The sequence below is a fragment of the Tateyamaria sp. genome (genome assembly GCF_039940735.1).
Taxonomy (GTDB): domain Bacteria; phylum Pseudomonadota; class Alphaproteobacteria; order Rhodobacterales; family Rhodobacteraceae; genus Tateyamaria.
Genome location: NZ_JBDVGB010000045.1, coordinates 1 through 25,616, shown reverse-complemented (window position 1 = coordinate 25,616; position 25,616 = coordinate 1). Strand labels below are relative to the sequence as shown.

Below are 25,616 nucleotides of genomic sequence, written 5' to 3'. Positions count from 1 at the left end.
ATTAAAAAAGGTCGACTGTCCCGGAACACGCCGAAAACGCATCGCTGTCCTTGACCAATAAAGCGCGTGTTTCTGCAAGTTTTAGCTTTTGAAGTGCCGTCGCCCGTGTTGGTACATTGCAAGCAAGAGCATCAGACAATTGAGCCAGATCCCAGAGAGACTGTTGCACACTATCAATTTTCTGCAGACGCGTTATCGCTCCATTTGAAGGAAAGGTTGCGATACCTTCTGTCACGTCCGACACCGTTTTTGCCACTTGTGCAACCTCCTCCGCGAGCTTTCGCAAGTGGTGCGCCATTTTTCCCAGGATTTCAGCGTCATCAAGGTCGGTTTCTAAATCGAGGTGCATTACAAAGGTCCTACAACGGTTTCAATGCATTTACGCAAATCTTGCGTTTCAAAGGGTTTCTTTAAATAGTTGTTCATCCCCAGCTTTCGCCCATAATCGATGATCTGTTGTTCTGCCCGTCCTGTAATGAGGATGAAGCCAATTCCTTTTGTTTTCGCGCCTCCTCGCAAATTGTGTAGCAATTTCAATCCATCCATATTTGGCATGTTGTAGTCAGAAATCACCAGATGCACAGGCGCTTTCGCAAGCAATTGTAGAGCACTCGCACCATCCTCTGCCATCGATACATGGCGAATTCCAAAACCATCGAGTGTTTGGCTGATAATGCCACGACTGGTCGACATATCATCGACCACCATTATACGGATTTGATCACGAAGTGCCATTCTGTCCTCTAATTTTTGTAGACGGGATCCCAGTTGCGGCGACACATTTTTCGTAGGCCGTTGGCCCGATTGATTTAAATCCACATTTCCCCGGTAGAGCGATCCTTTCTGAGTGCCCTAGAAAAAAAACACCTCGTTTAGCCAACGACGCGTTAAAACGCGGCCAGAGTTTTTCCTGAGTTTCTACATCAAAGTAGATCACTACATTTCGGCAAAAAATCGCATCAAACTGATGTCGCATTGGCCATGTAGCCAATAGGTTTAATTCGCGAAAAGTTACATATTTCCGAAGCTCATCGGATACTATTGAATGGTTGGGTTTTTCTTTGAAAAACCGCCTCCTATCTTTATCCGGAATGCCAGACAATAATCGCGAACCGTAAGCTCCCTCCGTTGCAAAGGAGATAACTTTTGGGTCAATATCAGTGGCTAGAATTCTGAAATCCGTCTGGGTCAGGTTTGGTTCGACCTGGAGTAACCGCATCGCAATCGAGTATGGTTCTTGACCATTTGAACAACCGGCTGACCAAATTCGGATGCGTTCTTTGGCTTGTATGCGCTGCTTTAACTCCGGCGCCAGCGCTTTTACAAGTAAATCGAAATGATGTGGCTCTCGGTGAAAGTGTGACACGTTCGTTGTCAAAGCCGAGACCAAAAAACGGCGTTCATCAATGCCTTGAGGTGTGTCCAGCATACGAGAATAAGCGTCGAAGTCAGGCAAATTGAGCGCGCGTAACCTATGGCGTAACCTTGACTGAACCATCATCATTTTTTCGGGTATTATTTTTAAGCCAAATTCACGATATGCCACCGCTGCGATGATGTTAAATTCCGGCATGCTCAACGTAACCTGTGCTTCTTCGCCGCGCATCAGGCTGCGTCACTTTGAACAAAGGTAACGACGTTAGACAGATCGAGCACGCGTATCATTCGCTCCTCGATCAAAGTAAGCGATTTGATGATGGCGCGCGCGCCGTGTGTGACCGCATCTGGAGGCGCTTGCAAATCGCTTTTGTTGATCGCAACAATATCAGAAACCGCGTCCACTAAGAGCCCGATCATTGCGTCACCTTGTTTAACTACAATGATGACATTGCGGTCAGTGTGTGCCCGTGAAGGAAACCCCAAACGTTCCGCCAAATCCATGACAGGAAGGACTGTACCACGTAGGTTTACGACGCCTCGCATGAAACTAGGCGCGTGTGGTATCGGCGTGGCCTTGGTCCATCCGCGAATTTCACGGACGCAGTTAATGTCGAGCGAATATTCTTGATCAGTCAGCTTGAAGGTCAAGAGTTCAATTGGATCTAAGTCAAGTATCGGGTCTTGGGACATTTTAGGCTTCCAATTTAAATGGGGCTGTTGATTGAGCTTCCACAGCGCTAGCAATGATATCTGAGGGGTCCAAGATGAGGGCGATTTGACCATGACCGAGGATTGTCGCAGCAGCGATACCAGGAGCTCGGTAGAACGTATCATCAAGGCCTTTGATCACCACTTGGCGCTGGTCTTGAATTTCATCCACGACTAATGCGCCAAGTTGTCCGTCTTCTTGTGAGATTAGCAAAGCGACGGAATCGAGGTAGCATTTCTTTTGCTCCCGGTACCCCAATTGTTGCCCAAGATCGTAAAGTGGAACGAATTCTCCGCGCATATGCACCACATCTAAACCCGGCTGAACGCTGGCCAAGTTGTAGACCGTGATTGTTAGTGTTTCAGCCACCGTATTGAGCGGAATTACGAGTGTCTCACCGGCCACCTCCACAACCATGCCGTCCAAGACTGCCAAGGTTAAAGGAAGGGAAATTGAAAAAGTTGTTCCAATTCCGGGCTTTGAGGTGATGGAAATGCGTCCTCCCAACGAATGGATGGAAGTGCGCACGACATCCATACCCACACCGCGCCCTGATAAATCAGACACTTCGCTGGCGGTAGAAAACCCAGGAAGGAATAATAGGTTGTCGATTTCGTTATCTGACAATGTGGAATCCGCACTGATCAGGCCTTTATCAAGGGCTATTTGTAAAACGCGGGGTCGGTCTATGCCGCCGCCATCGTCCGATACCTCAATGACCACGCGACCAGACCGATGTGCCGCAGATAAACGCACAATGCCTTCACCGTTTTTCCCTGCGTCCAATCGATCGCCCGTTCTTTCCAACCCATGGTCAACTGCGTTGCGGATCATGTGGGTGAGTGGGTCGGCCAATCGTTCAATTACTGTTTTGTCGACTTCGGTGTTTTCCCCTTCCGTGACCAGACGTACGTCTTTGTTAACGGCCGCAGAGGATTCACGTACAATGCGCGACATTCTTTGGAACAGGGATTTGACCGGTTGTGCACGGATCATCATCACGCCGTCTTGAATGTCGCGAGTGAGGCGCTGAAACTCTTCGAGCCCGTTCATTGCGTCGGAATGGGGAGACAAACCAGAGCCTTGTAAACTTTGAGCAAGCATTGCTTGATTGATCACCAATTCGCCAACAAGGTTTACCAACCGTTCGATGCGATCCAGATCGACGCGGACAACCGCCTTCGGAACAACTGGCGTAACTTTACCATTCGGTGATTGAGGTGCCTGCTTGAGTTGCGGTGACAAAGTTTGAGGCGTTGTTGACGGGCTCTGAAATGGCGGGGGAGCGTCAAGTACAGGCATTTCAAATGCTGGTAGTGAATCATCCTCAATCGAGAGATCGTCCCTACCTGATTTTGTAATTGTGAACGTGCACAGGCCTTCAACAAATTCGAACATCGAAGAGATTTCCGCCTCGTCGACTTGAGCGTAAAGTTCGATGTTCCAAGCCAAATAGGCCGTTTCAGGTGCCAGTCTGTCAAGCTCGGGAAGTTTGGATGTGTCGCATGTGATGACGCACTCGCCAAGCCCGGCCAAAGCCCCAAGAATTGGGTAAACGTCGTTCCCATTCTCAAACATCTCTGCATTTGGCGCAAAATAAATTTGAAATACAGGGTCTTGTGCGAGGTCACTAACGTCCTCTTCATCAAAATCAAGAGTAAGGCCAAGCGGCTTAAATTCGATCTCTGGGCGGTTTCCTTCGTCATCGTTTGTGCCGACATACTTATCAAGTTCGGCAATTAACTCGTCACCTTTTAGCTGCGGCACCTCTGTTTCGTCACGATAGCCGTGGACGAGGTCAGACACCTGATCGGTTGCACGAAAGAACAATTTGATCAATGTCGGATCAATCTCTAACGAGCCGCTGCGGACCGTATCCAAAGTACTTTCATATCGATGAGCAAACCGAACAAGGGATTCAAGTCCGAATGCACCCGCACCACCTTTAATCGAATGCACTGCGCGAAAGACCACGTGAATGGTCTCTTCGTCGAATGTGCCGTCGTCCATTTGTTGCAGACCATCCTGCATTGCTTCCAAAAGTTCTTCGCATTCCAAAAAAAAGGAAGCGCGAATTTCGGCCATGGGATCAGGTGTCGACATTTTCGTGTCCTAACCTGTGACCATCTGAAGGGCTTTGACCAGTTTCATTGGGTCAAAAGGTTTAACAATCCAGCCAGTCGCACCAGCTGCGCGCGCCCGCATTTTCAGTTCTGGCGCAGCTTCGGTTGTGAGGACCAAGATTGGGGTCGATCGATGTTCACTGCGGTCGCGCACGGCATCAATGAACCCAAATCCATCCATGCGCGGCATGTTAATATCAGTGATGATCACGTCCGGTTCGATCTGCGACAGGACCTCGGCGCCGTGGATCCCATCATCCGCTGTATGTACCGTGAAACCAACCGGTTCTAACGCGAAACGGATCATATCCCGCATCGTGCGGCTGTCATCAACGGCGAGCACCTGAAGGTTCATATCATGCCCCCCGATACGGCTTCGGGCGTTAGGCCCATCTTGGCAAGCTGATCCGAGGCGCGATCACTTATTGCAACAAATTCGAATGTTCCGCCGTCTCGGCGAAGTGTTCGTGACGCTGAGAGCAAAAGTTGAAGGCCAAGAGCCCCCAGATGCGTCACACCGCCTGCGTCAATACGAACCGATCTTTCAGAGCAGGCCCGCGTCAGATCAGTCGACAGCGTCTTGAGTGCGGCGCCGTCGAGCCGGGCTTGCAATGTGATGATGTCGTTCATTGGCGCGTCAATTGTTTTGCGCGGGATGAGTTTAACACAACATGACCCTCCGTTCTTCGGAAACGGTTTAGCGTACGGTCTGTTAAGACTGCGTTACCGCCACAAATTCTGGGTCAGAACTTTTTCTTCCTGTTTTGGACGTAAAAAACCCACGCCGCAAAGCAGCGTGGTTAAATTCAAAAACCATCTATGTGGATCAGCCGCGGCGGCGACCGCCTGTGCGCCCGCCGCGTCCGCGCCGTTCTTCGCCCGCTTTTGCAGGGGGGCGGTTGAATTTGATCCAATTGCCGCCGCCTTCATCATTGTTTGTCAGGAAGTTGGCGGCCCGGATAGCCTCCATTTCCTTGCCTGCGCGGGGCAGGATGGACCCAAGCCCAAACATTTCGACAAACGCCTCGTCTGTCATGCCTTCGGGCACCATGATGCCGGCTGCGGCCACGGCCGCGCGCTTTTCAGCGATTTTGGTGGCGCCTACAGGTAGCGCAATGGGGTTCATAATCGCCGATGTCATGCCGGCCCCCATCGCCATTGGCAAAAACGCGTTGTTGATGCCGTGCCGGTTGGGCAATCCAAACGAGATATTTGAGGCACCGCACGTCGTGTTCACGCCCAGTTCTTCGCGCAAACGGCGCACAAGGGTGAAGACCTGCAAACCTGCAGTCCCCATTGCGCCAATCGGCATAACCAGCGGATCGACCACGATGTCGTGCGCCGGAATGCCGAAATCGGCGGCGCGCTCAACGATCTTTTTCGCAACGGCAAAGCGCACATCAGGGTCTTCGGAAATACCCGTATCATCGTTTGAAATCGCCACAACCGGCACGTTGTATTTCTTGACCAAGGGCAAAACCAGTTCGAGGCGTTCTTCTTCGCCTGTGACTGAATTCAACAAAGGTCTCCCTTCGGCCGCAGCCAACCCGTTTTCCAAAGCGCCTGGAACAGAACTGTCGATACACAATGGGGCATCGACAATCGCCTGAACGCGCTCGACCAATTCTTTCATCAAGGTCGGTTCAACAAAGTTGTTGTCCGCATAACGCGGGTCTTCGGCCATTTTGCCGGAAAAGACAGCGCCGGAATTGATATCAAGAATATCGGCACCCGCCGCGACTTGGGCGCGCGCATCTGCCTCGACGCGGGAAAAATCGCCGCGCTCGAGTTCTTCGTTCAGGATCTTGCGCCCGGTGGGGTTAATGCGCTCGCCAATGACGCAGAACGGCTGGTCGAAGCCTATGATGGCGGTCTTGGTTTTGGATTCGACAATGGTGCGTACCATGGCAGGTAAGGTCCTTTTAAGCAGAAACAGGAACGGCAGAGGAACCGCCGTTTTGAATGGCCCAATGGGCGTTGGTCTTGATACCGCCCAAGGGAAAGAAATGCACTTGGGCAATGTTGAAGTCGGGATGGGCGGCCTTGTGTGCCGCAAGATCCGAAATCACATCGGTGGGTTCAAATGGCATCAGCAACTTGGTCACGTCCTTGGCGCGGCGTTGGAGTACGCGTAGGGATGGGCCGACGCCACAGGCAATCGCAAATTTGATCATGGTCTGAAGCTTTGCCGGCCCCGCGATACCGATGTGGATGGGCAGATCGATCCCGGCGTCTTTCAATGCATCAGCCCATGCAATGACGGGGGCCGCTTCAAACGCGAATTGTGTGGCGATTGCCATGCGGGCATCGGTGCGCGTTGAAAAACCTTGTTTCCAACGGAGCGCGTCTTCGACGTTCTTGTCTCCTCCATCGGGATCGATGTCTTTGTTGCCCTCAGGGTGGCCTGCGACGTGCAGATTTTTGAAACCCGCTTTGTCGAATGCCCCTGTTTCGAGCAATTGCATAGAGGAGTGAAAATCACCATGAGGCTGATCGACGCCGCCGGCCAGTAACAGGGCCTGATCTACGTTGGCTTCGCCTTGGTAACGGGCAATCCAATCATTGAGCGTCGCTGTGTCCTTGATTATGCGCGCCGGGAAGTGGGGCATCACAGGGAAACCTTCGGCATTGAGACGTTTGGCTGTGGCCACCATGTCCTCGATCGGGGTGCCTTCGATGTGAGCGATATAGACGCGAGTCCCAGCAGGAAGGATAGCGCGGAAATCTGCGACCTTTTCGGCGGTGCGTGGCATGATCTCGATGGAAAATCCTGCAAGAAAGGACTCAACCTCGGCTGACAGCTTGCCGGGAACCGGGCCGTCGTCTTTTTTGAAGTTCAGCAGTGCCATGGGATAAACTCCTGAGGGGGGGGCGTTGGGCTGATCATTGTTTGAAACCGGCCCAAGCATTTTCGTGGGCATTCGGCCTAGACCTTACTGTAGGCCTTCGGCCCGACTATCGTTGTGAGCTTTCAGCCCAACTATTACTGTGCGCCTTCGGCCCAACCTTCATTTTCGATCAGCGCCTTGATGCGGGCCGTATCGTATTCGGTTTCCAAACGCAGGGCTTCGGCCTCGGCCACAGCACCTTGTTCGCCATCAACCGGGTAGGGGGCAGCCTTGCGCCATTCGGCCAAATAGGCATCCGCATCCTTGGCGTTGACCTTCATGGCGGCGCGGTCGATGGCTTGTTCAAAGCGCTCGGCCAATTGCCGTTTGGCACCACGTCGCCCTTTGCCCACAATCACTTGGGCCGGGATGTCGCGCCAGTAGACGATTGTCACGTCAGGCATGTGATTCCTCCATTGCTGTTGATCCCTGATAGGGCACCGCAGACGCGCGCCGCGGTTTGTTTTCGACAAATGCGGCGGCTCTTGCGACTTACAACTATTACGTGCGTCCTGAGCGCAACAATCTGCGAAAAACGTTTCGCACGCTCTTCGCGCAAAAGCGCAATGGGGTAAATTGAAAAGAAATCATAATAACAATGAAATAGGACGGTCATAAACTATGGTTGTACGGCTGAATTCCAAAAAGATCGCTTATATGGCTGTCCCGAAGGCCGCATGTTCGTCAATAAAGGCCGCATTGGCGGTAATTGATCCGACGCAAGACACGACTGATCCAATGACGTTAGAACAAAAACAAGTACACAATATTTATCCGACGCAACGGTTTCGAATGCATCGCTGGGATCAAGTTCTGGATTATTTCCGCTTTACGGTTGTGCGCGATCCGCTGAAGCGGTTGCTTGGGGTCTATACCAACCGGGTTGTTGGGCTACGCAAACTGCACAATTGCCGCAAGATCAAACGAGGGCGGGTGAACCTGACGGCTGATCCCGACCCGGACTATTTTTCAAAACCTGTGTGGCTACATTGCGGTGTCATCCTCGGTCAAACACCAAGCCTTGCAGACGGCCGTCTTTACCGGCGCTGATCTTGGGCGCTTTAGCCGGGTGTATCGCACGTCGGACATTTCCAAGCTACGGGATGACCTAAGTGCACATGTCGACGCGCCCGTGACGATTCCACATTTTAATTCCAGTGACGCTCCTTTGACGTTGGATGACCTCGCGCCAGAAACCCACCGCATGCTGGCCGCACGGCTCGAAGAAGAATACCGCCATCTTGAGGGCTATTTCTCAAATCCTTTCATCACAAAACACGTCTCTATGTCCGCTTGATCACGCCAAGCCACTTGCGCCACACCGCGCGGCAACCTATCGTCGAGGTAACTCGATATGAAAGGCGCGAAAGATGGCGCCAAAGCGTCCCCAAGGTGCGGGCGCAACACATGAACGGGGCCCTGCACAGGGGTCTCAGCCCGTACCGCGTGCCCCTGGATCGCCCGAGCTTTATGCCGCGCTCGATCTGGGCACGAACAGTTGTCGTATGTTGATTGCCGAGCCGCGGGGCGCGGGCTTTCATGTTGTCGATAGCTTTTCTAAATCTGTGCAATTGGGGCTGGGGCTGGAACGCTCGGGCAAGCTATCGCGCGGGTCAATGACACGCACGGTGCAGGCGCTGCGCATTTGTCAGCAGAAGCTTAAGCGTCACAAAGTGCGCCGTATGCGCCTGGTTGCGACAGAGGCTTGCAGGCGGGCCGACAATGCCGTTGATTTCATCGACCGGGTTCACCGCGAAACAGGCCTGCGTCTGGATATCATCGAACCCGAAGAAGAAGCGCGTTTGGCCGTGATTTCCTGTGCCCCGCTGGTCAGCCCTAAGACGGAAAACCTGTTGGTGGTCGACATTGGTGGCGGGTCCACCGAACTGGTGTGGATTGATCTGGCAAAGGTCGCGAAAAAGGATCGACCACAAGCCATCATGCGTCTGCATTCCGGTTTTGTGCGCGCCATCAGCGATGTACCCGAAGCACGGGTGGTTGACTGGATTAGCGTGCCGCTTGGGGTTGCGACGTTGCGCGAACAATTCAATGACGTCGAAGATGACGCCGCGCGTTTCGCCCTAATGAGCTGGTTTTTTGAAGAGAACTTAGCAGATTTTTCACCCTATCATGCCACTGAACCGACTGAACGGTTTCAGATCGTTGGGACCTCAGGCACGGTGACAACCGTCGCGGCGTCGCATCTGGGGCTTAAGCGATATGATCGCACAAAGGTTGATGGGCTGCGCATGTCATCACAGCAGATCGACGCGGTGATCCGATCGTATTTAAGCATGGGGCCGGGGGGACGCCGTGCCGACCCTCGCATCGGATCGGACCGACATACGTTGATCATGTCCGGTGCTGCGATCTTACAAGCGCTCATGCGGTGCTGGCCGACGGACCGCTTGTCTGTGGCAGATCGTGGACTGCGCGAGGGCTTACTTTATGCACAGATGAGCGCAGATGGCGTGCTGGATGAACAATCGGTGCGCGCAAAGGGGGCGGTGTCTTCTCCGCGTCGCGGGTGAACTGTTCTGACCGAAGACAATGCTTGGGTCTAAGTCTGCCGCAATGATGATACACGCGCGGTGCACTTGAAGCGCGCGCGCAGGCACGTTATCGAGTGCGACTTGAACAAGAGGTGAGTAACGTGGCCAAGACCCCCACAGGTAAAAACACATCCGGACGCGGGCAACGTGACCTGAAGGTTAAGGTCAAAACCGCACGCGGTCGTACGTTGTCGTCAACGCGCTGGTTGCAACGACAGTTGAACGATCCCTATGTGAAACGGGCCCAATCCGAAGGTTATCGCGGGCGGGCGGCGTTCAAAATCTTAGAACTGGATGATAAATTCCGGTTTCTTGTACCGGGTGCACGGATCGTTGATCTGGGGGCTGCTCCGGGAGGATGGTGTCAGGTTGCGGTCAAGCGGTGCAATGTGCTGAACGAACGTTCGGGTAAGGCTGTGGGCACTATTTTGGGTGTGGACTTGCAAGAAATGGAACCCATTGCGGGCTGCGAATTGCACCAAATCGATTTTATGGAAGACGACGCTGACGTACGGGTCAAAGAACTGCTGGGCGGCAAGGCTGACGTGGTGATGTCGGACATGGCTGCGTCAAGTTCAGGGCACAAGCAAACCGACCACCTGCGCATCATCGCATTGTGCGAAGCGGCGGCTTATTTCGCTTTTGACGTGCTCGAAGATGGTGGAACCTTTGTTGCCAAGACATTGGCTGGCGGGGCTGAAGGGTCTTTGCAAAAGCTGCTGAAACAACGGTTTACCAAGGTCGCGAACGTCAAACCACCTGCATCACGCGCAGACAGTTCAGAAAAGTTCGTTGTTGCGACTGGGTTTCGTGCCGACATCGATTGAACGGTCAAACGATTTGATCGCGGCACGTTGAATCGCCTTTAGTTGCTGAGACGAGACAGGTGGGGGGCAAGATTTGCGCCGCGCTTCGGCCACGTCACCGGCGATCTGATTTTGGCGCAATATTTCGAAAACACGCGCGTGTTTGGGATTGTTTGGATTATGTAAAGGCATATGAGCAAATAACGTCGTACTGTTTAACAAATAAAGAAAAGCCGGTGGCAGCGGCGGTGTTACTGTTGTGAGTGCCTACTTTTCAATAAAAAAGCAAGAAGGTTAATACGATTGCGTATGGTCGCCGATGGCAGAACAACGCTTAGTCTCGTGCGCCTCGTGCTGACTTCAAAGCCCTAGGTTCTGTAGACGGAAACGCCTTGATTGTTTAGGGAACGCACGGCTTGGACAACAAACCAGTCAAGATCTGATGGAACGATTTGCGCGGGTTTCACCACAGCCTGATCTTGTCTGAGCGCCACAAGGTTTTGTTGGCGGATCAGTTCGAACAATCGCATATGGCGCGTAATATCTGAACAAAATCGTGACATGGCGACGACCACTGACACATGTTTTGGGCAAGTGTTGGAACGCGGCGCGGCGAATTTGGGGCAGGGGGTTAGATTGAAAGCCGCGCCGCGTGAGTACCGCGTTCGCGGTAGGGCGTGGTGTCGTAATGCGCGCGGTAGCATTTGGAAAAATGCGATGGGCTGGCAAAACCGCACGCCAAGGCCACGTTGATCACGCTCATATCCGTCTGCATCAATAGGTTACGCGCCTTTTGAAGCCGCAGTTCCATATAATATCGCTTGGGCGAGCGGTTCAGATAGCGGCGGAATAGCCGTTCCAACTGACGTGTGGACATGGCGACGTCTTTGGCCAAAATCGAAGGGCTGATTGGTTCTTCGATGTTTTGTTCCATGATCTGAATGACTTGGCTTAACTTTGGGTGACGCACGCCGATGCGGGTCGGAACCGACAGACGCTGCGTATCCTGATCCGTGCGGATGGAGGAATAGATCAACTGATCTGCAACCGAGTTTGCCAATTGTTCACCGTGGTGGTTCGCAATCAGCTTTAGCATCAAATCAATCGAAGACGTGCCCCCGGCCGTTGTCAGCCGCTTTTCATCAATCACAAAGACGGACTTGGTTAATTCGACCTCGGGGAAGTCTTCGGTGAAACTGTCCTGATTTTCCCAATGGATGGTGGCGCGTTTGCCGTCCAGCAACCCTGCTTTGGCAAGCGAATAGGCGGCCGTGCACAACCCCGCGACGCTTGGGCCTTTGCGTGCTTCGCGGCGCAGCCAGCTTAACAGGCGTTTTGTGGTTGCGGCCTGTACGTTGATTCCGCCACACAACATGATGATGTCATCGCGGCCAACTTCGTCCAGATCGCCGTCCAGCTTGAATCCCGTACCGGCCGAGCAATGGGCCACGTCACCGCCCTCGCCAATAATACGCCAACTGTACAGTTCGCGTTCTGCCATGCGATTGGCAATGCGCAGGCTTTCTAACGCAGCCGAGAAACACAAAAGCGTAAAGTTATCGAGTAAAACAAAGACAAACTGCCTTGGTTTTTCAACCGTTGAATGGGTCGGTGTAGCGTGGCGCGTGGTGGACATCGCGACGATCCTAAACAGGCAAAACCGCACCCAAGCACGGCTTGCATTTTCATGCGTGACAAGCACCTTGAGCATGGGGCAAAACCCACGTCAAGAGGGTGCATTTCGGATATGGTCACTTGGCATCGACTTTTGTATAGAATGAAGCCATGGCGATGGCGCCAACATAAATTTTTGCGGAGAAAAACGATGAGCAATTGGACAAAATCTGACTGGCGCGCAAAGCCCCGGATACAGATGCCCGATTATACTGACGCTGCGGCCCTGAACGCAGTTGAGGCACAGCTATCTGAGTATCCGCCCTTGGTTTTTGCAGGCGAAGCACGCACGTTGAAAAAGCACTTGGCCGATGCCTCGCGCGGGGATGCGTTTTTGCTGCAAGGTGGCGATTGCGCCGAGGCCTTTGATCAATTCAGCGCTGACGGCATTCGTGACACGTTCAAGGTGATGCTGCAAATGGCGATGGTGCTGACGTACGGCGCCAAAGTGCCTGTGGTTAAATTGGGCCGCATGGCTGGCCAGTTTGCCAAGCCGCGTTCGGCGCCAACAGAAACCATCGATGGCGTCGAGTTGCCCAGTTTCCGTGGTGACATCATTAACGAACTGGCCTTCACCCCCGAAGCGCGCATTCCTGATCCGAAAAAGATGTTGCAAGCCTACACGCAGGCTGCGGCCACGCTGAACTTGTTGCGCGCTTTTTCAACGGGTGGCTTTGCCGACATGAACCGAGTGCATTCCTGGACTCTGGGATTTGCAGAAGGCAGCGAAGCGCAGAAATACGTCGAGATCGCCAATCGCATCCAAGACAGCATTGATTTCATGGCCGCGGCGGGCATCAACCATGACACCACCCACGAATTCACAACCGTCGAATTCTACACCAGCCACGAATCGTTGTTGCTTGAGTACGAAGAGGCGCTGACGCGTCTTGATACCACTTCCGGCAAATGGCTGGCGGGGTCCGGTCACATGATCTGGATCGGGGATCGCACACGTCAACCTGACGGCGCGCATGTAAACTTTGCCAGCGGCGTTCAAAACCCGATTGGTCTGAAGTGTGGGCCATCGATGACGTCTGATGACCTTAAGGCCCTGATGGCCACGTTGAACCCCGAAAACGAAGCGGGCCGTTTGACGTTGATCGCGCGCTTTGGCGCCGGGTCCGTAGGCGAACATCTGCCGCGCTTGATCAACACAGTGCGCGAAGAAGGTGCGAACGTCACTTGGGTCTGCGATCCGATGCACGGCAACACCATCAAATCCACGTCGGGTTACAAAACGCGTCCGTTTGAATCGGTGCTGCGTGAGGTGCGTGAATTCTTTGGCGTACACAATGCCGAAGGCACTGTTCCCGGCGGCGTCCATTTTGAGATGACAGGCCAAGATGTGACTGAATGCACCGGCGGCGTGCGCGCGGTTACAGATGAAAACTTGTCTGATCGTTACCACACTGCGTGCGATCCACGCCTGAATGCCAGCCAATCTTTGGAACTGGCCTTCCTTGTGGCGGAAGAATTGTCCGAATTGCGCACGCAGCGCGCGGGTCTTCGCGCCGCGAGCTGATAAGGCTGTTATGAAAAAAAGCGCGCGTTCCGGAGACGGGACGCGCGCTTTTGTATTTATGATCGCTTAAACGCGTCAGTCTTCGGATTTGACCACGCGCAAATATGGCACATCAGCGCGTGGAGTGTGTGCTTCAAAGACCTTGGCAGGTTCCGCAACCCCATCTGCCCGGTTCGCTTTTTGGGCATCATAAGTTGTCGGCGTAGGTTTCGGAGCGGCCGGAACCGTAGATGGCGCGGTAATCGACCGGATCTTGGCACCGACGACATCAAAACGACGCGGCGTGTGGCCCACTTCGCCACGCGCGACAAGACACCCTAAAATCCGGCTGACATCGCCCAAGTCACTTTTCAGCGGCAACAGCAGCAGGCGCGCATCCATATGCGGCTTGGTGATGGTGGTTTCTGCCGTTAGGCGGACGTCGCATGTGGCAGGGCGCTGGCAAACGTCTTCCAATAGGTCGTTGATTTGACGGCGACAGGGCGGAGTAATCAGCGACGTCAGTGGCATACCGCGCACTTCCATCCCCATAAGATCGCTTAGGTGGCTGCCCGCGATACGAATGCGCGCCATGCCCGGAGCGATGCGTTCTAGAATAAAAGTGTTTTCAAGCGCGTTCTCAATTCCGCGCGGATCGATTTCGGATCGCTTTGGCATCAAGCGCGTACCGCGCAAGCTTTCCCAATAGGCCTCGACCTGGGCAATTGCTGAATATCCAACTTCTGCGCGAAATTCTGTCATGTTGATGATACTCTGGGGGCTACCGGTTGATTTGTCCATCATAGGTATCTCTCGTTCACTCTTCATTAAACAATTTGTCGATGTGGTGCGACTTCAGGACCTAATATGGGGCAATTTGTTCCTGTTTGGGCGCGAAATCGTAACAGTTGGTTAACCAATAGCCATTTGGCTGCGGGGCCACTTTGGCTTGCCTGAGGGGGGCAGAGCGCCTAAACGCAACGTCATGAGCAAACAGACAAAGACGGGCGCTTTGCGCTCAATGACCGGGTTCGCGGCCGCGACGGGATCAATGGATCCGTTTCGTTGGGCGTGGGATTTACGCAGTGTGAATGGGAAAGGTCTGGATGTGCGATTGCGCGTTCCAGATTGGATCGAAGGGCTGGAGGCCGCGTTGCGCCCAATGCTTCAGGCGCGCGCGCATCGTGGGAATGTCACCTTGTCGCTGCGGTTGTCGCGCGAAGATGCGACCGCGGCTGTCACACTGAACACCGCGCAAATGAAAGCCACAGTGCAATTGCTGCTCGAAATCGAGGCCGAGGCGATGGATCAGGGCCTGTCGCTTGGCCCGTCGCGCGCGACCGATATTGCCGTGATGCGTGGTGTTTTGGAACAAAGCGTGGCGCAAGACGACCCCGCGCCGTTGCGCGCTGCCTTGGTTGCAGAATTGCCAAGTATCATTGATGCCTTTGATGACATGCGACTGTCCGAAGGTGCTGCATTGCACAGTGTTCTTATGGATCAGCTAGATCAGGTCGCCCGCCTGACGGACGAGGCCGCCGATCTGGCCGAAGCCCGCAAGTCAGAGGTCGCAGCAACGCTGAAACGCAACCTTGCCCGTGTGCTGGACAACACTGATGGGGCTGATCCTGATCGGGTAGCGCAAGAATTGGCCCTGCTGGCCGTCAAAGCAGATGTGACCGAAGAAATTGACCGCTTACACAGCCATGTGGACGCCGCGCGTGCTTTGTTGGCCGACGCAGGCGCTGTGGGGCGCAAGCTAGATTTCCTCATGCAAGAATTTAATCGAGAGGCCAACACGCTGTGTTCTAAGGCGCAAAACACGGACCTCACCCGTGTCGGGCTTGCGCTCAAGGCGTTGATTGATCAAATGCGAGAGCAAGTGCAGAACGTGGAATAAGTAATGACATCAGATACTTCCAAGCGGCGCGGGCTGCTGATCATTCTTTCCTCTCCTTCGGGGGCAGGGAAAAGCACATTGGCCGGCCGCTTGCGCGCTTGGGACGCAGACCTGGCATTTTCCGTATCAGCCACAACGCGAAACCCACGCCCCGGCGAAGTGGACGGCGAACATTATCATTTTATGGCTGAGGATGATTTCAAGACGCAAGTCGCCGACAGCGAGATGCTGGAACACGCCCACGTCTTTGGTAATTTCTATGGCTCACCCAAAGGCCCTGTGCAGAACGCGATCGAAGATGGGCGCGACGTTTTGTTCGACATCGATTGGCAAGGTGCGCAGCAGATCACCAATTCGGCCCTCGGGCAGCACACGCTGTCGATCTTTATATTGCCGCCCTCGATCCCTGAACTGCGCCGCCGCCTAGAAACCCGCGCGCAGGACGATGCCGAAACGATCAAAGGGCGCATGTCGAAAAGCTGGGATGAAATCAGCCACTGGGGTGGATATGATTATGTGTTGGTCAACGACGATTTGGACCAAACTGAAGCGCGTCTAAAGACGATCATCCAAGCCACCCGTTTGCGCCGCTTGCAGCAACCTCATTTGACGGACCATGTGCGCGCCCTGCAATCCCAGTTTGAGGAAGCGAAATGACCCTTTATGCATTGGGCGATGATGCCCCGCAAATTGCGGATGACACATGGGTGGCACCAGATGCCAACCTGATCGGAAAAGTGATTTTAGAACGCGCTGCAAGCGTTTGGTTTGGCTGCACAATCCGCGCAGATCACGAGGTTATTTTAATTGGCGGGGGCAGCAATGTGCAGGAAAATTGTGTCATGCATATTGATGCGGGTTTCCCTTTGACCATCGGCAAAGGCTGCACCATTGGGCACAAGGTGATGCTGCACGGCTGCACCATCGGCGATAATACGTTGATCGGCATGGGCGCGACGGTGCTCAATGGCGCTAAAATCGGCAAAAATTGCTTGATCGGGGCAGGTGCGTTGATCACAGAAGGCAAGGAAATTCCTGACGGGTCGCTCGTTATGGGCATGCCCGGCAAAGTGGTGCGGCAACTGGACGACGCCGCGATCCAAGGGTTGCGCGCCTCTGCGCTGCATTACCAAGACAACATGCGCCGCTTTCGCGACCAGATGACAAAGGTTTAAGACATGAAAAATGACCGTGGTTCGATCGTGCGGCCTGTGCCGCTGCCTGAAAGCGCGTCGCGCCCTGTTGTGACACCTTTGTCGCCATCGGTGGTATATGCATCCGACACGCCCGACATGCTGGATGCGCAATACGAGGGCGGTTTGCACGGCTACACTTACAGCCGCGAGGGGCATCCGAACGCCGACGTCGTCGCCCGCACGATTGATGCGATGGAAAGCGCGCCACATATGGGCGTTGTTGTGTCCTCGGGCATGGCAGCAGTGTCGGCCGTGTTGTTGGGGCTGACGTCAGCCGGGGATCACGTGATTGGCGGCAATCAGCTTTATGGACGATCCTTGCGCATGATGTCCGAGGATTTGCCGCGTCTGGGTATTGAAACGTCGATGGTTGATCCCGGTGATGTCGATGCCGTGCGCGCGGCCATTCGTCCGAACACAAAGATGATTTTGGTCGAGGTCGTATCCAACCCGACGCTGCGCGTTGCTGATATCTTGGGTCTGTCGGCCTTTGCGCGTGAAACCGGCGTGCTTTTGGTGGTCGACAATACGTTCACCACGCCGCGCGCGTTCAAAGCGTTTGATCATGGCGCGGACATTGTCATCCATTCCGTGACCAAGCTGCTGGCGGGGCATTCTGATGTAATGCTGGGCTATGTTGCCGCCGCTGATGCGGCATTGAACGACCGTTTGCGTGTGTTTTCGGTGACCGCCGGTCTGTCGCCGAGCCCCTTTGATTGCTGGTTGGCGGAACGTGGGATGCTGTCGTTCGACCTTCGATTTGATCGCGCGCAATCGACGGCTGCGATTTTGGCAGATCACTTGGCGGAATTGGATGGCGTCAGCCGTGTTATTTACCCCGCACGCCACGATCACCCCGATCACAAGCGCGCCGAAGCGCTGTTGAAAGGTGCTTATTGCAACATGGTTAGCTTTGAGGTGAAGGACAGCCGTACCGCCGCCAATGCGCTGGCCCGCGCGGCTGAGGGTCTAAGTTTTGCGCCAACGTTGGGGGATGTGGGCACGACCTTGTCGCACCCTGCATCGTCGTCGCACCGCGCTTTGACGGCTGAAAAACGGGCCGAACTTGGTATGTCCGAAGGGTTCTTTCGTGTCTCGGTCGGTCTTGAGGACCCGGATGCGCTGTGTGCTGTCTTTGGCGATGCTGTGCAGGCCGCAACAGACGCGTAGTATGGGGGCAAGGGCATGGGCGATGATATCCTTGACGGCTTGCTGTCCGCGATTCCGCTGCCTGCCCTTGTTATCGATGCTTCAGAATACATTGTTGCGGCCAATCCTGACGCGTTGGCATTGATTGGTGGCCAAGCGCTTGGGCGTAATTATGTGACAATCCTGCGCCAACCTGCCTTGCTGGATGCGATCGAGGCGACGTTGAGCGACGGACAGGCTCGCACCACGCGGTATTTAAGCAATGATGGCGCGCAAGATACCACATTCAACGTCAGTTGCAGGGCCATTGAAAGCAGTCAGTTGCAAAGCGAAACTGCGGCCTTGCTGGTCTTTGAAGACGTCACGATGGTCGAACAGGCCAGTCAGATGCGTCGTGATTTTGTGGCTAATGTTAGTCATGAAATGCGCACGCCGTTGACGGCCCTCATGGGATTTATCGAAACCCTGCGCGGGCCTGCACGCGATGACAAAGCGGCCTTGGTCCGGTTTCTGGATATTATGCAGGACGAGGCTGCGCGCATGAACCGCCTTGTCGGGGATCTCATGTCGTTGAACCGTGTCGAAAGCGACGAACGGGTGCGTCCCACTGAAACTGTTGTGCTGAACGAGGTGCTCCATTCGACGTTTCGAACCTTGCGCCAAATGGCGCAAGATGCAGGTGTGGCGTTTGAGCCTGATTTTCCAGAACGGCCTGTGACAGTGCGCGGCGATGCAGATCAGTTGAAACAGGTTTTCACCAACCTCATTGAAAACGCGATCAAATATGGCGGCGCGGGGGGGCGGATTACCATCCGCCTTACGGTTTCTGAGCGTGAAACAGCGTTGCGCGCAGCTGGTGCGCGGGTGCAAATCATCGACTATGGTCCCGGTATTGATCCCGTCCATGTGCCGCGTTTGACGGAACGGTTTTACCGCGCTGATGATCATCGGAGTAAAGCGTTAGGTGGGACCGGTTTGGGCCTTGCGATCGTAAAACACATCGTCAATCGACATCGCGGACGATTGCGAGTGCAAAGTACGTTGGGGCAGGGGGCGACATTCACTGTCATCCTGCCTGTGGCCGCAAAAAGTTGACAAAATTTTAATTAATTTGGCCCGTGTCATGGAACTGTTACATAGCTGTTACACAAGCATCGTGACGGGCCTGTAGAAGGGCCACGAGATTCCCATGGGGGGATCTTTTGTAATGTTCAAACAGGAGACATTCATGTCCTTTGTGAAACTCGCCGCTTCGGCTTTGACGCTTTCGGCGGTTGCTGCGACAAGTGCCGCTGCACGTGACCAAGTTCAGATCGCTGGATCGTCCACCGTACTGCCTTATGCATCCATCGTGGCCGAAGCTTTCGGCGAAAACTTTGATTTCCCGACGCCCGTTGTGGAATCGGGTGGCTCGTCCTCGGGCCTCAAGCGCTTTTGTGAGGGCGTAGGCGAAAACACCATCGACATCGCCAATGCATCACGCGCCATCCGTGACAATGAAATCGCCGCCTGTGCCGATGCCGGTGTGACCGACATCATTGAAGTGCGTATCGGTTATGACGGCATCGTCTTTGCCAGCCAAATCAACGGCCCGGCCTTTGACGCATTCCAGCCTGCTGACATCTTTAACGCCTTGGGTGCCAAAGTTCTTGTGGATGGCGCTATCGTCGACAATCCGCACAGCCAATGGGCCGATTTCAATGGCGATCTGCCAACAACCGACATCGTTGCCTTTATTCCCGGCACCAAGCACGGCACGCGCGAAGTGTTCGAGGACAAAGTGCTGCTTGAAGGGTGCGAAGCCACGGGCGCGCATGATGCAATGATCGCGACCGGCATGTCCGAACATGACGCCGAAGATGCATGTATCGATGTGCGCCAAGACGGTGTATCTGTCGACATTGACGGCGACTACACCGAGACATTGGCCCGCATCGATTCAAACCCCGATGGCGTTGGTATCTTTGGTCTGTCGTTCTATGAGAACAACACCGATAGTCTAAAAGTCGCAACCATGGGCGGCGTAACCCCATCGACCGACACTATTTCGACGGGCGAATACCCCGTGTCGCGCCCCTTGTTCTTTTACATCAAGAAAGCACATATCGGCGTGATCCCGGGCCTTAAGGAATTTGCATCCTTCTTTGCCGCCGAAGAATTGGCCGGCCCCGATGGCCCATTGGCCGCCTATGGTCTTGTGTCCGACCCAGAGCTTGCTGCGACGCAAGCCGTCATTGCCGACGAAACCCCGATGGGCAGCGGCAACTAAGCCGCCCCGTTGATATGATATTGAGGGTGGCGGTCGACGCCATCCTCGACCCTTAAATCACGCCCCGCTGCTGGGGCATCTGCCATTTCACATGACTGGACCTGCCATGCCGTTCACCTGGCTTCTTTTGATCCTTTTAGGGCTGGCCGCCGCTGGTTACGTCCTTGGGCGACGTCGCGCGCTGGCCAGTGCAGGTGGCGATCGTCGCGCCTTGCATTCACTGCCCAGCTATTACGGATCGCACGTTGCAATTTGGGCGCTTGTTCCAGCCTTTGGTATTTTAGCGGTGTGGTTGCTGGTGCAGCCATATATGGTGAACGCGCACGTATCGGGGGCGTTGCCGGACAGTGTTGTGGCGCAAGGCAGTTCGCTTGATCTGGTGATGAGCGACGTGCGCCGGGTTGCCGATGGTTTGGACACAGCCGTGGCCCAAGGCGCCATGACAGGGGCGCAGGCCAACGCACTTGATGCGGCAAGCGACAATGTACGCGAGGTTCTGGGCGAAGTTGGTGTGGCCCTTGGCGCAGACGTTGGTCCCGAGGTCTTGAGCGCGGCGCAGTCGTATCGCGCGCTCAATGCGACAGGATCGACGCTGATGGCGTTGGTTGTATTGTTGATCGCTGTGGTTGGAGCTGCTTATGCTTATTTCAAGTCCCATGCAGATTTCCGCGCGCGCAACAGGGTTGAACGCGGTATTTTGGCGCTTTTGATTTTTGCAGCCTCGATTGCGATCCTGACCACCATCGGCATCGTGTTTGCACTGCTATTCAACACCATAGAGTTTTTCAAACTGTACCCGGCCAAGGACTTTTTCTTTGGCACAAATTGGGCGCCAAGCTTTTCGGGCCGGGGTGGGGCATCCGACCTTGGTGTGCTGCCGCTGTTGTGGGGGACGTTCTATATTTCGATCATCGCGCTTTTGGTCGCAGTTCCTATTGGGTTGTTCTCGGCCATTTACCTATCTGAATACGCAACCCCGCGCGTGCGTAGTATTGCCAAACCGCTGATTGAAATCCTCGCCGGTATTCCGACAATTGTTTACGGGCTGTTTGCATTGCTGACGGTTGGGCCATTGCTGGTCAGCCTGTTTGGCAAAGAAACCTTGGGCTGGATGTCAGGCGGCACAGCAGTGATGACGGCGGGCCTTGTGATGGGCATCATGTTGATCCCGTTTGTGTCTTCGCTGTCTGACGATATCATTAATGCGGTGCCACAATCGTTGCGCGACGGGTCTTATGGGCTGGGTGCGACGCAATCCGAGACCATCCGCCAAGTAATCTTGCCTGCCGCCTTGCCGGGCATTGTGGGCGCGATCCTTTTGGCTGCCAGCCGCGCCATCGGCGAAACCATGATCGTGGTTCTTGGGGCAGGGGCCGCGGCCCGCCTGTCGCTGAACCCGTTTGAAGCAATGACGACCATCACCGCCAAGATCGTAAGCCAATTGACGGGGGATGCTGACTTCGCCTCTCCCGAGGCGCTGGTTGCCTTTGCTTTGGGCATGACGCTGTTTGTTCTGACACTGTGTCTGAACGTCTTTGCCCTTTATATCGTGCGCAAATACCGGGAGCAGTACGACTGATGACGGATATTTCACAAACCCCCGCAACCGCGCCCACATCTGGGCTGATTGCCACAGACGCGCATACGCGCAAACGCAATGCTGTTGAAAAACGGTTTCGGTTTTATGGCATGGCGGCGATCGCTGTGGGGCTGCTGTTTCTGGTGTTCTTGTTTGCATCAATCTTGCGGTCTGGCCTGCCTGCATTCACGCAGACGGTGCTCGATATTGAATTCACGCTGACCCAAGAACAGTTCGATACCGCTGAATCCAAGATGCTAAAGACCGGCGAATATCAAAAGATATTCATCGCCGCCCTTGAAGGGCAATTGAAAGACAGCGGTCTAGACGTCGCCTTTGATAAAAAGGCCATAGACCGCCTTGTTGGTAAGCCGGGCGGCACGATCCGCAACTTCTTTCTTGAGAACCCTGATCGCGTTGGCACGCCTGTGTCCTTTGAACTGGCGGCATCGTCCCGCGTCGATGGTTATTTCAATGGCCGCGTGACACGCGATACGTTGGTCGACAGTCGGTTCTTGATGCTTGCGGATCTTGATTTGGTCGATGCGTTGCACGAGGTCGGGATCATCCACAGTGCGTTCAATTGGAACTTTATCACCGGCACCGATTCAGGCGTGGACAACCCCGGTGGCGCGGGCCTTGGGGCGTCTGTCATCGGGTCGTTCTTTATGATGTTTGTGGTGCTATTTTTGTCGCTGCCAATCGGCGTTGCGGCGTCCATCTATCTGGAAGAATTCGCGCCGAAAAACCGTTGGACAGACTTGATCGAGGTCAACATTTCGAACCTCGCGGCTGTGCCGTCGATTGTGTTTGGCATCTTGGGCCTTGCCGTGTTCATCCAATTTGCTGGCTTGCCGCAATCTGCACCGCTTGTTGGTGGCCTTGTGCTGACGCTGATGACGTTGCCGACGATTATCATCTCGACCCGCGCATCCCTTGCTGCCGTGCCGCCATCGATCCGTGACGCAGCATTGGGGGTAGGGGCCAGCAAAATGCAATCGGTGTTCCATCACGTGCTGCCCTTGGCGATGCCGGGCATCTTGACCGGGACGATCATTGGCCTGGCCCAAGCCCTTGGTGAAACGGCGCCCTTGCTGCTGATCGGCATGGTTGGCTTTGTGGCGCGCGAATACCCCGAAGGTGTGTTGGCCGGCTTTACGGACGCTAACTCGGCCATGCCTGCGCAAATCTATACGTGGGCCAGCCGAGCTGATCCGGGGTTCTATGAAAAAGCATGGGGTGGCATCATCATTTTGCTGCTATTCCTGATCACAATGAACGCGATCGCCGTGGTCCTGCGCCGCCGCTTTGAACGCCGCTGGTAAGGTTCGAGATCGATGCCAAGTCCGATGAATGACACGAGAACTCTGGAGAACGACGTGAGCACCAAAGACGTCAAGATCGCTGCGAGGGACGTACAAGTCCACTATGGCGACAACCACGCCATCAAAGACGTGAGCGTGGAAATCGAAGACAAGACCGTGACGGCCTTTATCGGTCCGTCAGGCTGCGGAAAGTCGACTTTCTTGCGTTGTATCAATAGGATGAACGACACAATTGATGTTTGCCGTGTCACAGGTGACATCCGCATCGACGGCCAAGACATCTATGACCCCAAGATCGATCCGGTACAGTTGCGTGCCAAAGTTGGCATGGTGTTTCAAAAACCAAACCCATTCCCAAAGTCGATTTATGACAATGTGGCCTATGGTCCGCGCATTCATGGTTTGGCCAAGAACAAGGCCGATCTTGATGATATCGTTGAAAAATCCTTGCGTCGAGGTGCCATCTGGGACGAGGTAAAAGATCGCCTGAACGCGCCCGGCACAGGCTTGTCTGGTGGGCAACAACAGCGCTTGTGCATCGCGCGTGCCGTTGCCACTGAACCAGAAGTGTTGCTGATGGATGAACCCTGCTCGGCGCTTGACCCCATCGCCACCGCTCAAGTCGAGCAATTGATTGACGAATTGCGCGAAAACTATTCCGTGGTGATTGTCACGCACTCGATGCAGCAAGCCGCGTGTGTCAGCCAAAAAACTGCGTTTTTCCACCTTGGTAACCTTGTGGAATACGGCGAAACGGGCACCATCTTTACCAACCCCATCGACCCACGCACCGAAAGCTATATCACTGGCCGGATCGGCTAAGGAGACACCTCATGCAAGACCAACACATCGCATCGGCCTTTGACCGCGACCTTGAGGCGATCCAAGCACAGATCATGAAAATGGGCGGACTGGTAGAAAACGCAATCAAAGAGGCTGCAATCAGCCTTGAAACCCGCGACGAAGAGCGTGCCGAAAAGGTGCGCCACGCAGACAAAGCCATCGACGCTCTCGAAGAACATATCAACGAAGAGGCGGCTCGCGTCATTGCATTGCGCGCGCCGATCGCTGTGGATTTGCGCCTTGTATTGTCTGTGATCAAGGTGAGCGCCAACCTGGAACGCATTGGAGACTATGCAAAAAACCTTGCCAAACGCACTGGCGTTTTGTCGCAAATGGCACCGGTCGATGACAGTGCGGCCACGCTGCGACGCATGGCCAAAGAGGTCGAGCGCATGCTTAAAGACGCGCTGGATGCTTATGTTAATCGCGACGCTGAACTGGCACAGGACGTGATCGACCGCGATGCGGACGTGGACCAGATGTACAATGCTTTATTTCGCGAACTCCTGACCTTTATGATGGAAGACCCGCGCAACATAACGGCCTGTATGCACTTGCATTTCATCGCAAAGAACATCGAACGTATGGGTGACCATGTGACGTCGATTGCGGAACAAGTTGTGTACCTTGTCACGGGCACGACGCCCGACGAAGAGCGCAACAAGGCCGATAAAACATCGGTTCAGGCTTAGAGGACACGCGCTTATGTCTGTCGATCAACCCCGTGTTTTGGTCGTCGAAGACGAACCTGCACAACGCGAAGTGCTGGCGTATAACCTTGAAGCAGAAGGCTTTATCGTCAGCCGTGCTGAAAACGGTGAAGAAGCTCTTTTGCTGGTCGACGAAGATGCGCCGGACATCATTGTGTTGGACTGGATGATGCCAAACTTGTCTGGCATTGAAGTCTGTCGTCGTCTCAAAATTAGGCCTGAAACCCGCGGTATTCCTGTGATTATGCTGTCTGCGCGTTCTGAAGAGGTCGACAAGGTGCGTGGGTTGGAAACGGGTGCTGACGATTATGTGGTCAAGCCGTATTCAGTGATCGAACTTATGGCGCGCGTGCGCAGCCAATTGCGCCGTGTGCGTCCATCCACCGTGGGCCAGCGGCTGGAATTTGATGACATAGTTTTAGATGCTGAAACCCACAAAGTGATGCGCGGGCAAATCGATGTGAAACTTGGGCCAACCGAGTTCAGGTTGCTAAGCACATTTATGGAAAAACCTGGCAGGGTCTGGAGCCGCGAGCAGTTGCTGGATCGCGTTTGGGGGCGCGACATTTATGTGGATACGCGCACTGTCGACGTTCACATCGGACGTTTGCGCAAAGCCTTAACGCGAAATGGTGGCGGCGATCCTGTGCGCACTGTGCGCGGTTCAGGATATGCATTGGGGTGACGACGATCTCGTTGAGGTTGGTTATCTAACTTACTGGTTTATAATGTTAAAACCGTGTGCGGATATTCAGATTAAATTTCTTTGCGGTTTTTGCGAGCAAGTTGACTCTGGGTTAGTAACGAACGTGAGAACCACATGCTAAAATTTAACATAATGTGGATTATGCACATTTTGCATATGGATCGGCGGGCGCTACCTTGAAGTGCGACTCCTATTAGAAACCAATGGGTTATCTAATGAGGAGAACGTGCCATGGGAGCCGTTTATAAGCAACTGAGTATCACAGAGCGACGCAGAATAGAACGCTGGAGACATGCAAAGGTC

Annotated in this window: 28 protein-coding genes; 16 read left to right on the top strand and 12 right to left on the bottom strand. The window is 54.3% G+C overall.

Annotation, left to right across the window (positions count from 1 at the left end; genetic code table 11):
* Nucleotide 1: 1 nt before the first annotated feature.
* From ABJF76_RS08815 to ABJF76_RS08770, 10 genes are all read right to left on the bottom strand, one after another.
* Complete coding sequence (locus ABJF76_RS08815) at nt 2-349, bottom strand: hypothetical protein (RefSeq protein ID WP_413821684.1); 348 nt, start codon at nt 347-349, stop codon at nt 2-4.
* Nucleotides 349-735 carry a response regulator gene (locus ABJF76_RS08810; RefSeq protein WP_413821685.1) on the bottom strand — a complete coding sequence of 129 codons (387 nt, stop codon included), beginning with the start codon at nt 733-735 and terminating at the stop codon, nt 349-351. The genes ABJF76_RS08815 and ABJF76_RS08810 overlap by 1 nt, the downstream gene beginning before the upstream one ends.
* Complete coding sequence (locus ABJF76_RS08805) at nt 722-1,606, bottom strand: CheR family methyltransferase (protein ID WP_413821686.1); 885 nt, start codon at nt 1,604-1,606, stop codon at nt 722-724. The genes ABJF76_RS08810 and ABJF76_RS08805 overlap by 14 nt, the downstream gene beginning before the upstream one ends.
* Nucleotides 1,606-2,070, bottom strand: a complete 465-nt coding sequence (locus tag ABJF76_RS08800; protein ID WP_413822388.1) for a chemotaxis protein CheW — start codon at nt 2,068-2,070, stop codon at nt 1,606-1,608. Before ABJF76_RS08800 ends, ABJF76_RS08805 begins: the two co-directional genes overlap by 1 nt.
* 1 nt (nt 2,071) lies before the next feature.
* Complete coding sequence (locus tag ABJF76_RS08795; RefSeq protein WP_413821688.1) at nt 2,072-4,192, bottom strand: chemotaxis protein CheA; 2,121 nt, start codon at nt 4,190-4,192, stop codon at nt 2,072-2,074.
* A 9-nt stretch (nt 4,193-4,201) separates the two neighbouring features.
* Nucleotides 4,202-4,567 carry a response regulator gene (locus ABJF76_RS08790; protein WP_413821689.1) on the bottom strand — a complete coding sequence of 122 codons (366 nt, stop codon included), beginning with the start codon at nt 4,565-4,567 and terminating at the stop codon, nt 4,202-4,204.
* The gene (locus ABJF76_RS08785) at nt 4,564-4,842 is read right to left on the bottom strand and encodes an STAS domain-containing protein (protein WP_413821690.1); all 279 of its coding nucleotides are present in this window, start codon (nt 4,840-4,842) and stop codon (nt 4,564-4,566) included. Before ABJF76_RS08785 ends, ABJF76_RS08790 begins: the two co-directional genes overlap by 4 nt.
* A 196-nt stretch (nt 4,843-5,038) precedes the next feature.
* Nucleotides 5,039-6,118 carry a methyltetrahydrofolate cobalamin methyltransferase gene (locus tag ABJF76_RS08780; protein WP_413821691.1) on the bottom strand — a complete coding sequence of 360 codons (1,080 nt, stop codon included), beginning with the start codon at nt 6,116-6,118 and terminating at the stop codon, nt 5,039-5,041.
* Between the two features lie 16 nt (nt 6,119-6,134).
* Nucleotides 6,135-7,061: a methylenetetrahydrofolate reductase gene (locus ABJF76_RS08775; protein ID WP_413821692.1), complete on the bottom strand. Its 927-nt coding sequence runs from the start codon at nt 7,059-7,061 to the stop codon at nt 6,135-6,137.
* 134 nt (nt 7,062-7,195) lie between these two features.
* Nucleotides 7,196-7,504 carry a virulence factor gene (locus ABJF76_RS08770; protein ID WP_413821693.1) on the bottom strand — a complete coding sequence of 103 codons (309 nt, stop codon included), beginning with the start codon at nt 7,502-7,504 and terminating at the stop codon, nt 7,196-7,198.
* 253 nt (nt 7,505-7,757) lie between these two features.
* On the opposite strand from ABJF76_RS08770, the gene ABJF76_RS08765 reads away from it, so the two are divergent.
* The 4 genes from ABJF76_RS08765 to ABJF76_RS08750 all read left to right on the top strand — a co-directional run bounded on the left by ABJF76_RS08765 (nt 7,758) and on the right by ABJF76_RS08750 (nt 10,479).
* Complete coding sequence (locus tag ABJF76_RS08765; protein WP_413821694.1) at nt 7,758-8,150, top strand: sulfotransferase family 2 domain-containing protein; 393 nt, start codon at nt 7,758-7,760, stop codon at nt 8,148-8,150.
* Nucleotides 8,122-8,397: a hypothetical protein gene (locus ABJF76_RS08760; RefSeq protein WP_413821695.1), complete on the top strand. Its 276-nt coding sequence runs from the start codon at nt 8,122-8,124 to the stop codon at nt 8,395-8,397. The genes ABJF76_RS08765 and ABJF76_RS08760 overlap by 29 nt, the downstream gene beginning before the upstream one ends.
* Nucleotides 8,398-8,470: 73 nt before the next feature.
* The gene (locus tag ABJF76_RS08755) at nt 8,471-9,631 is read left to right on the top strand and encodes a Ppx/GppA phosphatase family protein (RefSeq protein WP_413821696.1); all 1,161 of its coding nucleotides are present in this window, start codon (nt 8,471-8,473) and stop codon (nt 9,629-9,631) included.
* Nucleotides 9,632-9,753: 122 nt separating this feature from the next.
* A complete protein-coding gene (locus ABJF76_RS08750) occupies nt 9,754-10,479 on the top strand; it encodes an RlmE family RNA methyltransferase (protein WP_413821697.1) in 726 nt (241 codons plus the stop codon).
* A 610-nt stretch (nt 10,480-11,089) separates the two neighbouring features.
* Here ABJF76_RS08750 and ABJF76_RS08745 read toward each other — a convergent pair.
* Nucleotides 11,090-12,094 (bottom strand): GlxA family transcriptional regulator, encoded by a 1,005-nt coding sequence (locus ABJF76_RS08745; protein WP_413821698.1) that lies wholly within the window; start codon nt 12,092-12,094, stop codon nt 11,090-11,092.
* Nucleotides 12,095-12,283: 189 nt separating this feature from the next.
* Here ABJF76_RS08745 and ABJF76_RS08740 point away from each other — a divergent pair, with 189 nt between their 5' ends.
* The gene (locus tag ABJF76_RS08740; RefSeq protein ID WP_413821699.1) at nt 12,284-13,657 is read left to right on the top strand and encodes a class II 3-deoxy-7-phosphoheptulonate synthase; all 1,374 of its coding nucleotides are present in this window, start codon (nt 12,284-12,286) and stop codon (nt 13,655-13,657) included.
* Between the two features lie 75 nt (nt 13,658-13,732).
* On the opposite strand, the gene ABJF76_RS08735 is transcribed toward ABJF76_RS08740, so the two are convergent.
* A complete protein-coding gene (locus ABJF76_RS08735; RefSeq protein WP_413821700.1) occupies nt 13,733-14,398 on the bottom strand; it encodes a PAS domain-containing protein in 666 nt (221 codons plus the stop codon).
* A gap of 223 nt (nt 14,399-14,621) precedes the next feature.
* Between ABJF76_RS08735 and ABJF76_RS08730 the strand changes: the two genes are divergently transcribed.
* The 11 genes from ABJF76_RS08730 (at nt 14,622) to phoB (ending at nt 25,292) form a co-directional block, all read left to right on the top strand.
* Nucleotides 14,622-15,536, top strand: a complete 915-nt coding sequence (locus tag ABJF76_RS08730) for a YicC/YloC family endoribonuclease (protein ID WP_413821701.1) — start codon at nt 14,622-14,624, stop codon at nt 15,534-15,536.
* A gap of 3 nt (nt 15,537-15,539) precedes the next feature.
* Nucleotides 15,540-16,193, top strand: coding sequence for a guanylate kinase (gene gmk, locus ABJF76_RS08725; RefSeq protein ID WP_413821702.1), 654 nt, complete (start codon nt 15,540-15,542; stop codon nt 16,191-16,193).
* Nucleotides 16,190-16,711 (top strand): gamma carbonic anhydrase family protein, encoded by a 522-nt coding sequence (locus tag ABJF76_RS08720; protein WP_413821703.1) that lies wholly within the window; start codon nt 16,190-16,192, stop codon nt 16,709-16,711. The genes gmk and ABJF76_RS08720 overlap by 4 nt, the downstream gene beginning before the upstream one ends.
* Nucleotides 16,712-16,714: 3 nt before the next feature.
* On the top strand, nt 16,715-17,902 hold the full coding sequence (locus ABJF76_RS08715) for a trans-sulfuration enzyme family protein (RefSeq protein ID WP_413821704.1): 1,188 nt from the start codon (nt 16,715-16,717) through the stop codon (nt 17,900-17,902).
* A gap of 15 nt (nt 17,903-17,917) precedes the next feature.
* On the top strand, nt 17,918-18,976 hold the full coding sequence (locus ABJF76_RS08710) for a sensor histidine kinase (RefSeq protein ID WP_413821705.1): 1,059 nt from the start codon (nt 17,918-17,920) through the stop codon (nt 18,974-18,976).
* 133 nt (nt 18,977-19,109) lie between these two features.
* Nucleotides 19,110-20,150: a PstS family phosphate ABC transporter substrate-binding protein gene (locus ABJF76_RS08705; RefSeq protein WP_413821706.1), complete on the top strand. Its 1,041-nt coding sequence runs from the start codon at nt 19,110-19,112 to the stop codon at nt 20,148-20,150.
* 106 nt (nt 20,151-20,256) lie between these two features.
* On the top strand, nt 20,257-21,729 hold the full coding sequence (pstC, locus tag ABJF76_RS08700) for a phosphate ABC transporter permease subunit PstC (RefSeq protein WP_413821707.1): 1,473 nt from the start codon (nt 20,257-20,259) through the stop codon (nt 21,727-21,729).
* Nucleotides 21,729-23,054, top strand: a complete 1,326-nt coding sequence (gene pstA, locus ABJF76_RS08695) for a phosphate ABC transporter permease PstA (RefSeq protein ID WP_413821708.1) — start codon at nt 21,729-21,731, stop codon at nt 23,052-23,054. The genes pstC and pstA overlap by 1 nt, the downstream gene beginning before the upstream one ends.
* Nucleotides 23,055-23,078: 24 nt before the next feature.
* On the top strand, nt 23,079-23,876 hold the full coding sequence (gene pstB, locus ABJF76_RS08690) for a phosphate ABC transporter ATP-binding protein PstB (RefSeq protein WP_413822556.1): 798 nt from the start codon (nt 23,079-23,081) through the stop codon (nt 23,874-23,876).
* A gap of 11 nt (nt 23,877-23,887) precedes the next feature.
* Entirely contained in the window at nt 23,888-24,589 is a 702-nt protein-coding gene (phoU, locus tag ABJF76_RS08685; RefSeq protein ID WP_413821709.1) for a phosphate signaling complex protein PhoU, read from the top strand.
* 13 nt (nt 24,590-24,602) lie between these two features.
* Entirely contained in the window at nt 24,603-25,292 is a 690-nt protein-coding gene (phoB, locus tag ABJF76_RS08680; protein ID WP_413821710.1) for a phosphate regulon transcriptional regulator PhoB, read from the top strand.
* Nucleotides 25,293-25,616 lie beyond the last annotated feature (324 nt).

Bases quoted from the DNA above. Each gene is read 5' to 3' on its own strand.
- ABJF76_RS08815 (WP_413821684.1), bottom strand. From the start codon at position 349: ATGCACCTCGATTTAGAAACCGACCTTGATGACGCTGAAATCCTGGGA.
- ABJF76_RS08810 (WP_413821685.1), bottom strand. From the start codon at position 735: ATGGCACTTCGTGATCAAATCCGTATAATGGTGGTCGATGATATGTCG.
- ABJF76_RS08805 (WP_413821686.1), bottom strand. From the start codon at position 1,606: ATGCGCGGCGAAGAAGCACAGGTTACGTTGAGCATGCCGGAATTTAAC.
- ABJF76_RS08800 (WP_413822388.1), bottom strand. From the start codon at position 2,070: ATGTCCCAAGACCCGATACTTGACTTAGATCCAATTGAACTCTTGACC.
- ABJF76_RS08795 (WP_413821688.1), bottom strand. From the start codon at position 4,192: ATGTCGACACCTGATCCCATGGCCGAAATTCGCGCTTCCTTTTTTTTG.
- ABJF76_RS08790 (WP_413821689.1), bottom strand. From the start codon at position 4,567: ATGAACCTTCAGGTGCTCGCCGTTGATGACAGCCGCACGATGCGGGAT.
- ABJF76_RS08785 (WP_413821690.1), bottom strand. From the start codon at position 4,842: ATGAACGACATCATCACATTGCAAGCCCGGCTCGACGGCGCCGCACTC.
- ABJF76_RS08780 (WP_413821691.1), bottom strand. From the start codon at position 6,118: ATGGTACGCACCATTGTCGAATCCAAAACCAAGACCGCCATCATAGGC.
- ABJF76_RS08775 (WP_413821692.1), bottom strand. From the start codon at position 7,061: ATGGCACTGCTGAACTTCAAAAAAGACGACGGCCCGGTTCCCGGCAAG.
- ABJF76_RS08770 (WP_413821693.1), bottom strand. From the start codon at position 7,504: ATGCCTGACGTGACAATCGTCTACTGGCGCGACATCCCGGCCCAAGTG.
- ABJF76_RS08765 (WP_413821694.1), top strand. From the start codon at position 7,758: ATGGCTGTCCCGAAGGCCGCATGTTCGTCAATAAAGGCCGCATTGGCG.
- ABJF76_RS08755 (WP_413821696.1), top strand. From the start codon at position 8,471: ATGGCGCCAAAGCGTCCCCAAGGTGCGGGCGCAACACATGAACGGGGC.
- ABJF76_RS08745 (WP_413821698.1), bottom strand. From the start codon at position 12,094: ATGTCCACCACGCGCCACGCTACACCGACCCATTCAACGGTTGAAAAA.
- ABJF76_RS08740 (WP_413821699.1), top strand. From the start codon at position 12,284: ATGAGCAATTGGACAAAATCTGACTGGCGCGCAAAGCCCCGGATACAG.
- ABJF76_RS08735 (WP_413821700.1), bottom strand. From the start codon at position 14,398: ATGACAGAATTTCGCGCAGAAGTTGGATATTCAGCAATTGCCCAGGTC.
- ABJF76_RS08730 (WP_413821701.1), top strand. From the start codon at position 14,622: ATGAGCAAACAGACAAAGACGGGCGCTTTGCGCTCAATGACCGGGTTC.
- gmk (WP_413821702.1), top strand. From the start codon at position 15,540: ATGACATCAGATACTTCCAAGCGGCGCGGGCTGCTGATCATTCTTTCC.
- ABJF76_RS08720 (WP_413821703.1), top strand. From the start codon at position 16,190: ATGACCCTTTATGCATTGGGCGATGATGCCCCGCAAATTGCGGATGAC.
- ABJF76_RS08715 (WP_413821704.1), top strand. From the start codon at position 16,715: ATGAAAAATGACCGTGGTTCGATCGTGCGGCCTGTGCCGCTGCCTGAA.
- ABJF76_RS08710 (WP_413821705.1), top strand. From the start codon at position 17,918: ATGGGCGATGATATCCTTGACGGCTTGCTGTCCGCGATTCCGCTGCCT.
- ABJF76_RS08705 (WP_413821706.1), top strand. From the start codon at position 19,110: ATGTCCTTTGTGAAACTCGCCGCTTCGGCTTTGACGCTTTCGGCGGTT.
- pstC (WP_413821707.1), top strand. From the start codon at position 20,257: ATGCCGTTCACCTGGCTTCTTTTGATCCTTTTAGGGCTGGCCGCCGCT.
- pstA (WP_413821708.1), top strand. From the start codon at position 21,729: ATGACGGATATTTCACAAACCCCCGCAACCGCGCCCACATCTGGGCTG.
- pstB (WP_413822556.1), top strand. From the start codon at position 23,079: ATGAATGACACGAGAACTCTGGAGAACGACGTGAGCACCAAAGACGTC.
- phoU (WP_413821709.1), top strand. From the start codon at position 23,888: ATGCAAGACCAACACATCGCATCGGCCTTTGACCGCGACCTTGAGGCG.
- phoB (WP_413821710.1), top strand. From the start codon at position 24,603: ATGTCTGTCGATCAACCCCGTGTTTTGGTCGTCGAAGACGAACCTGCA.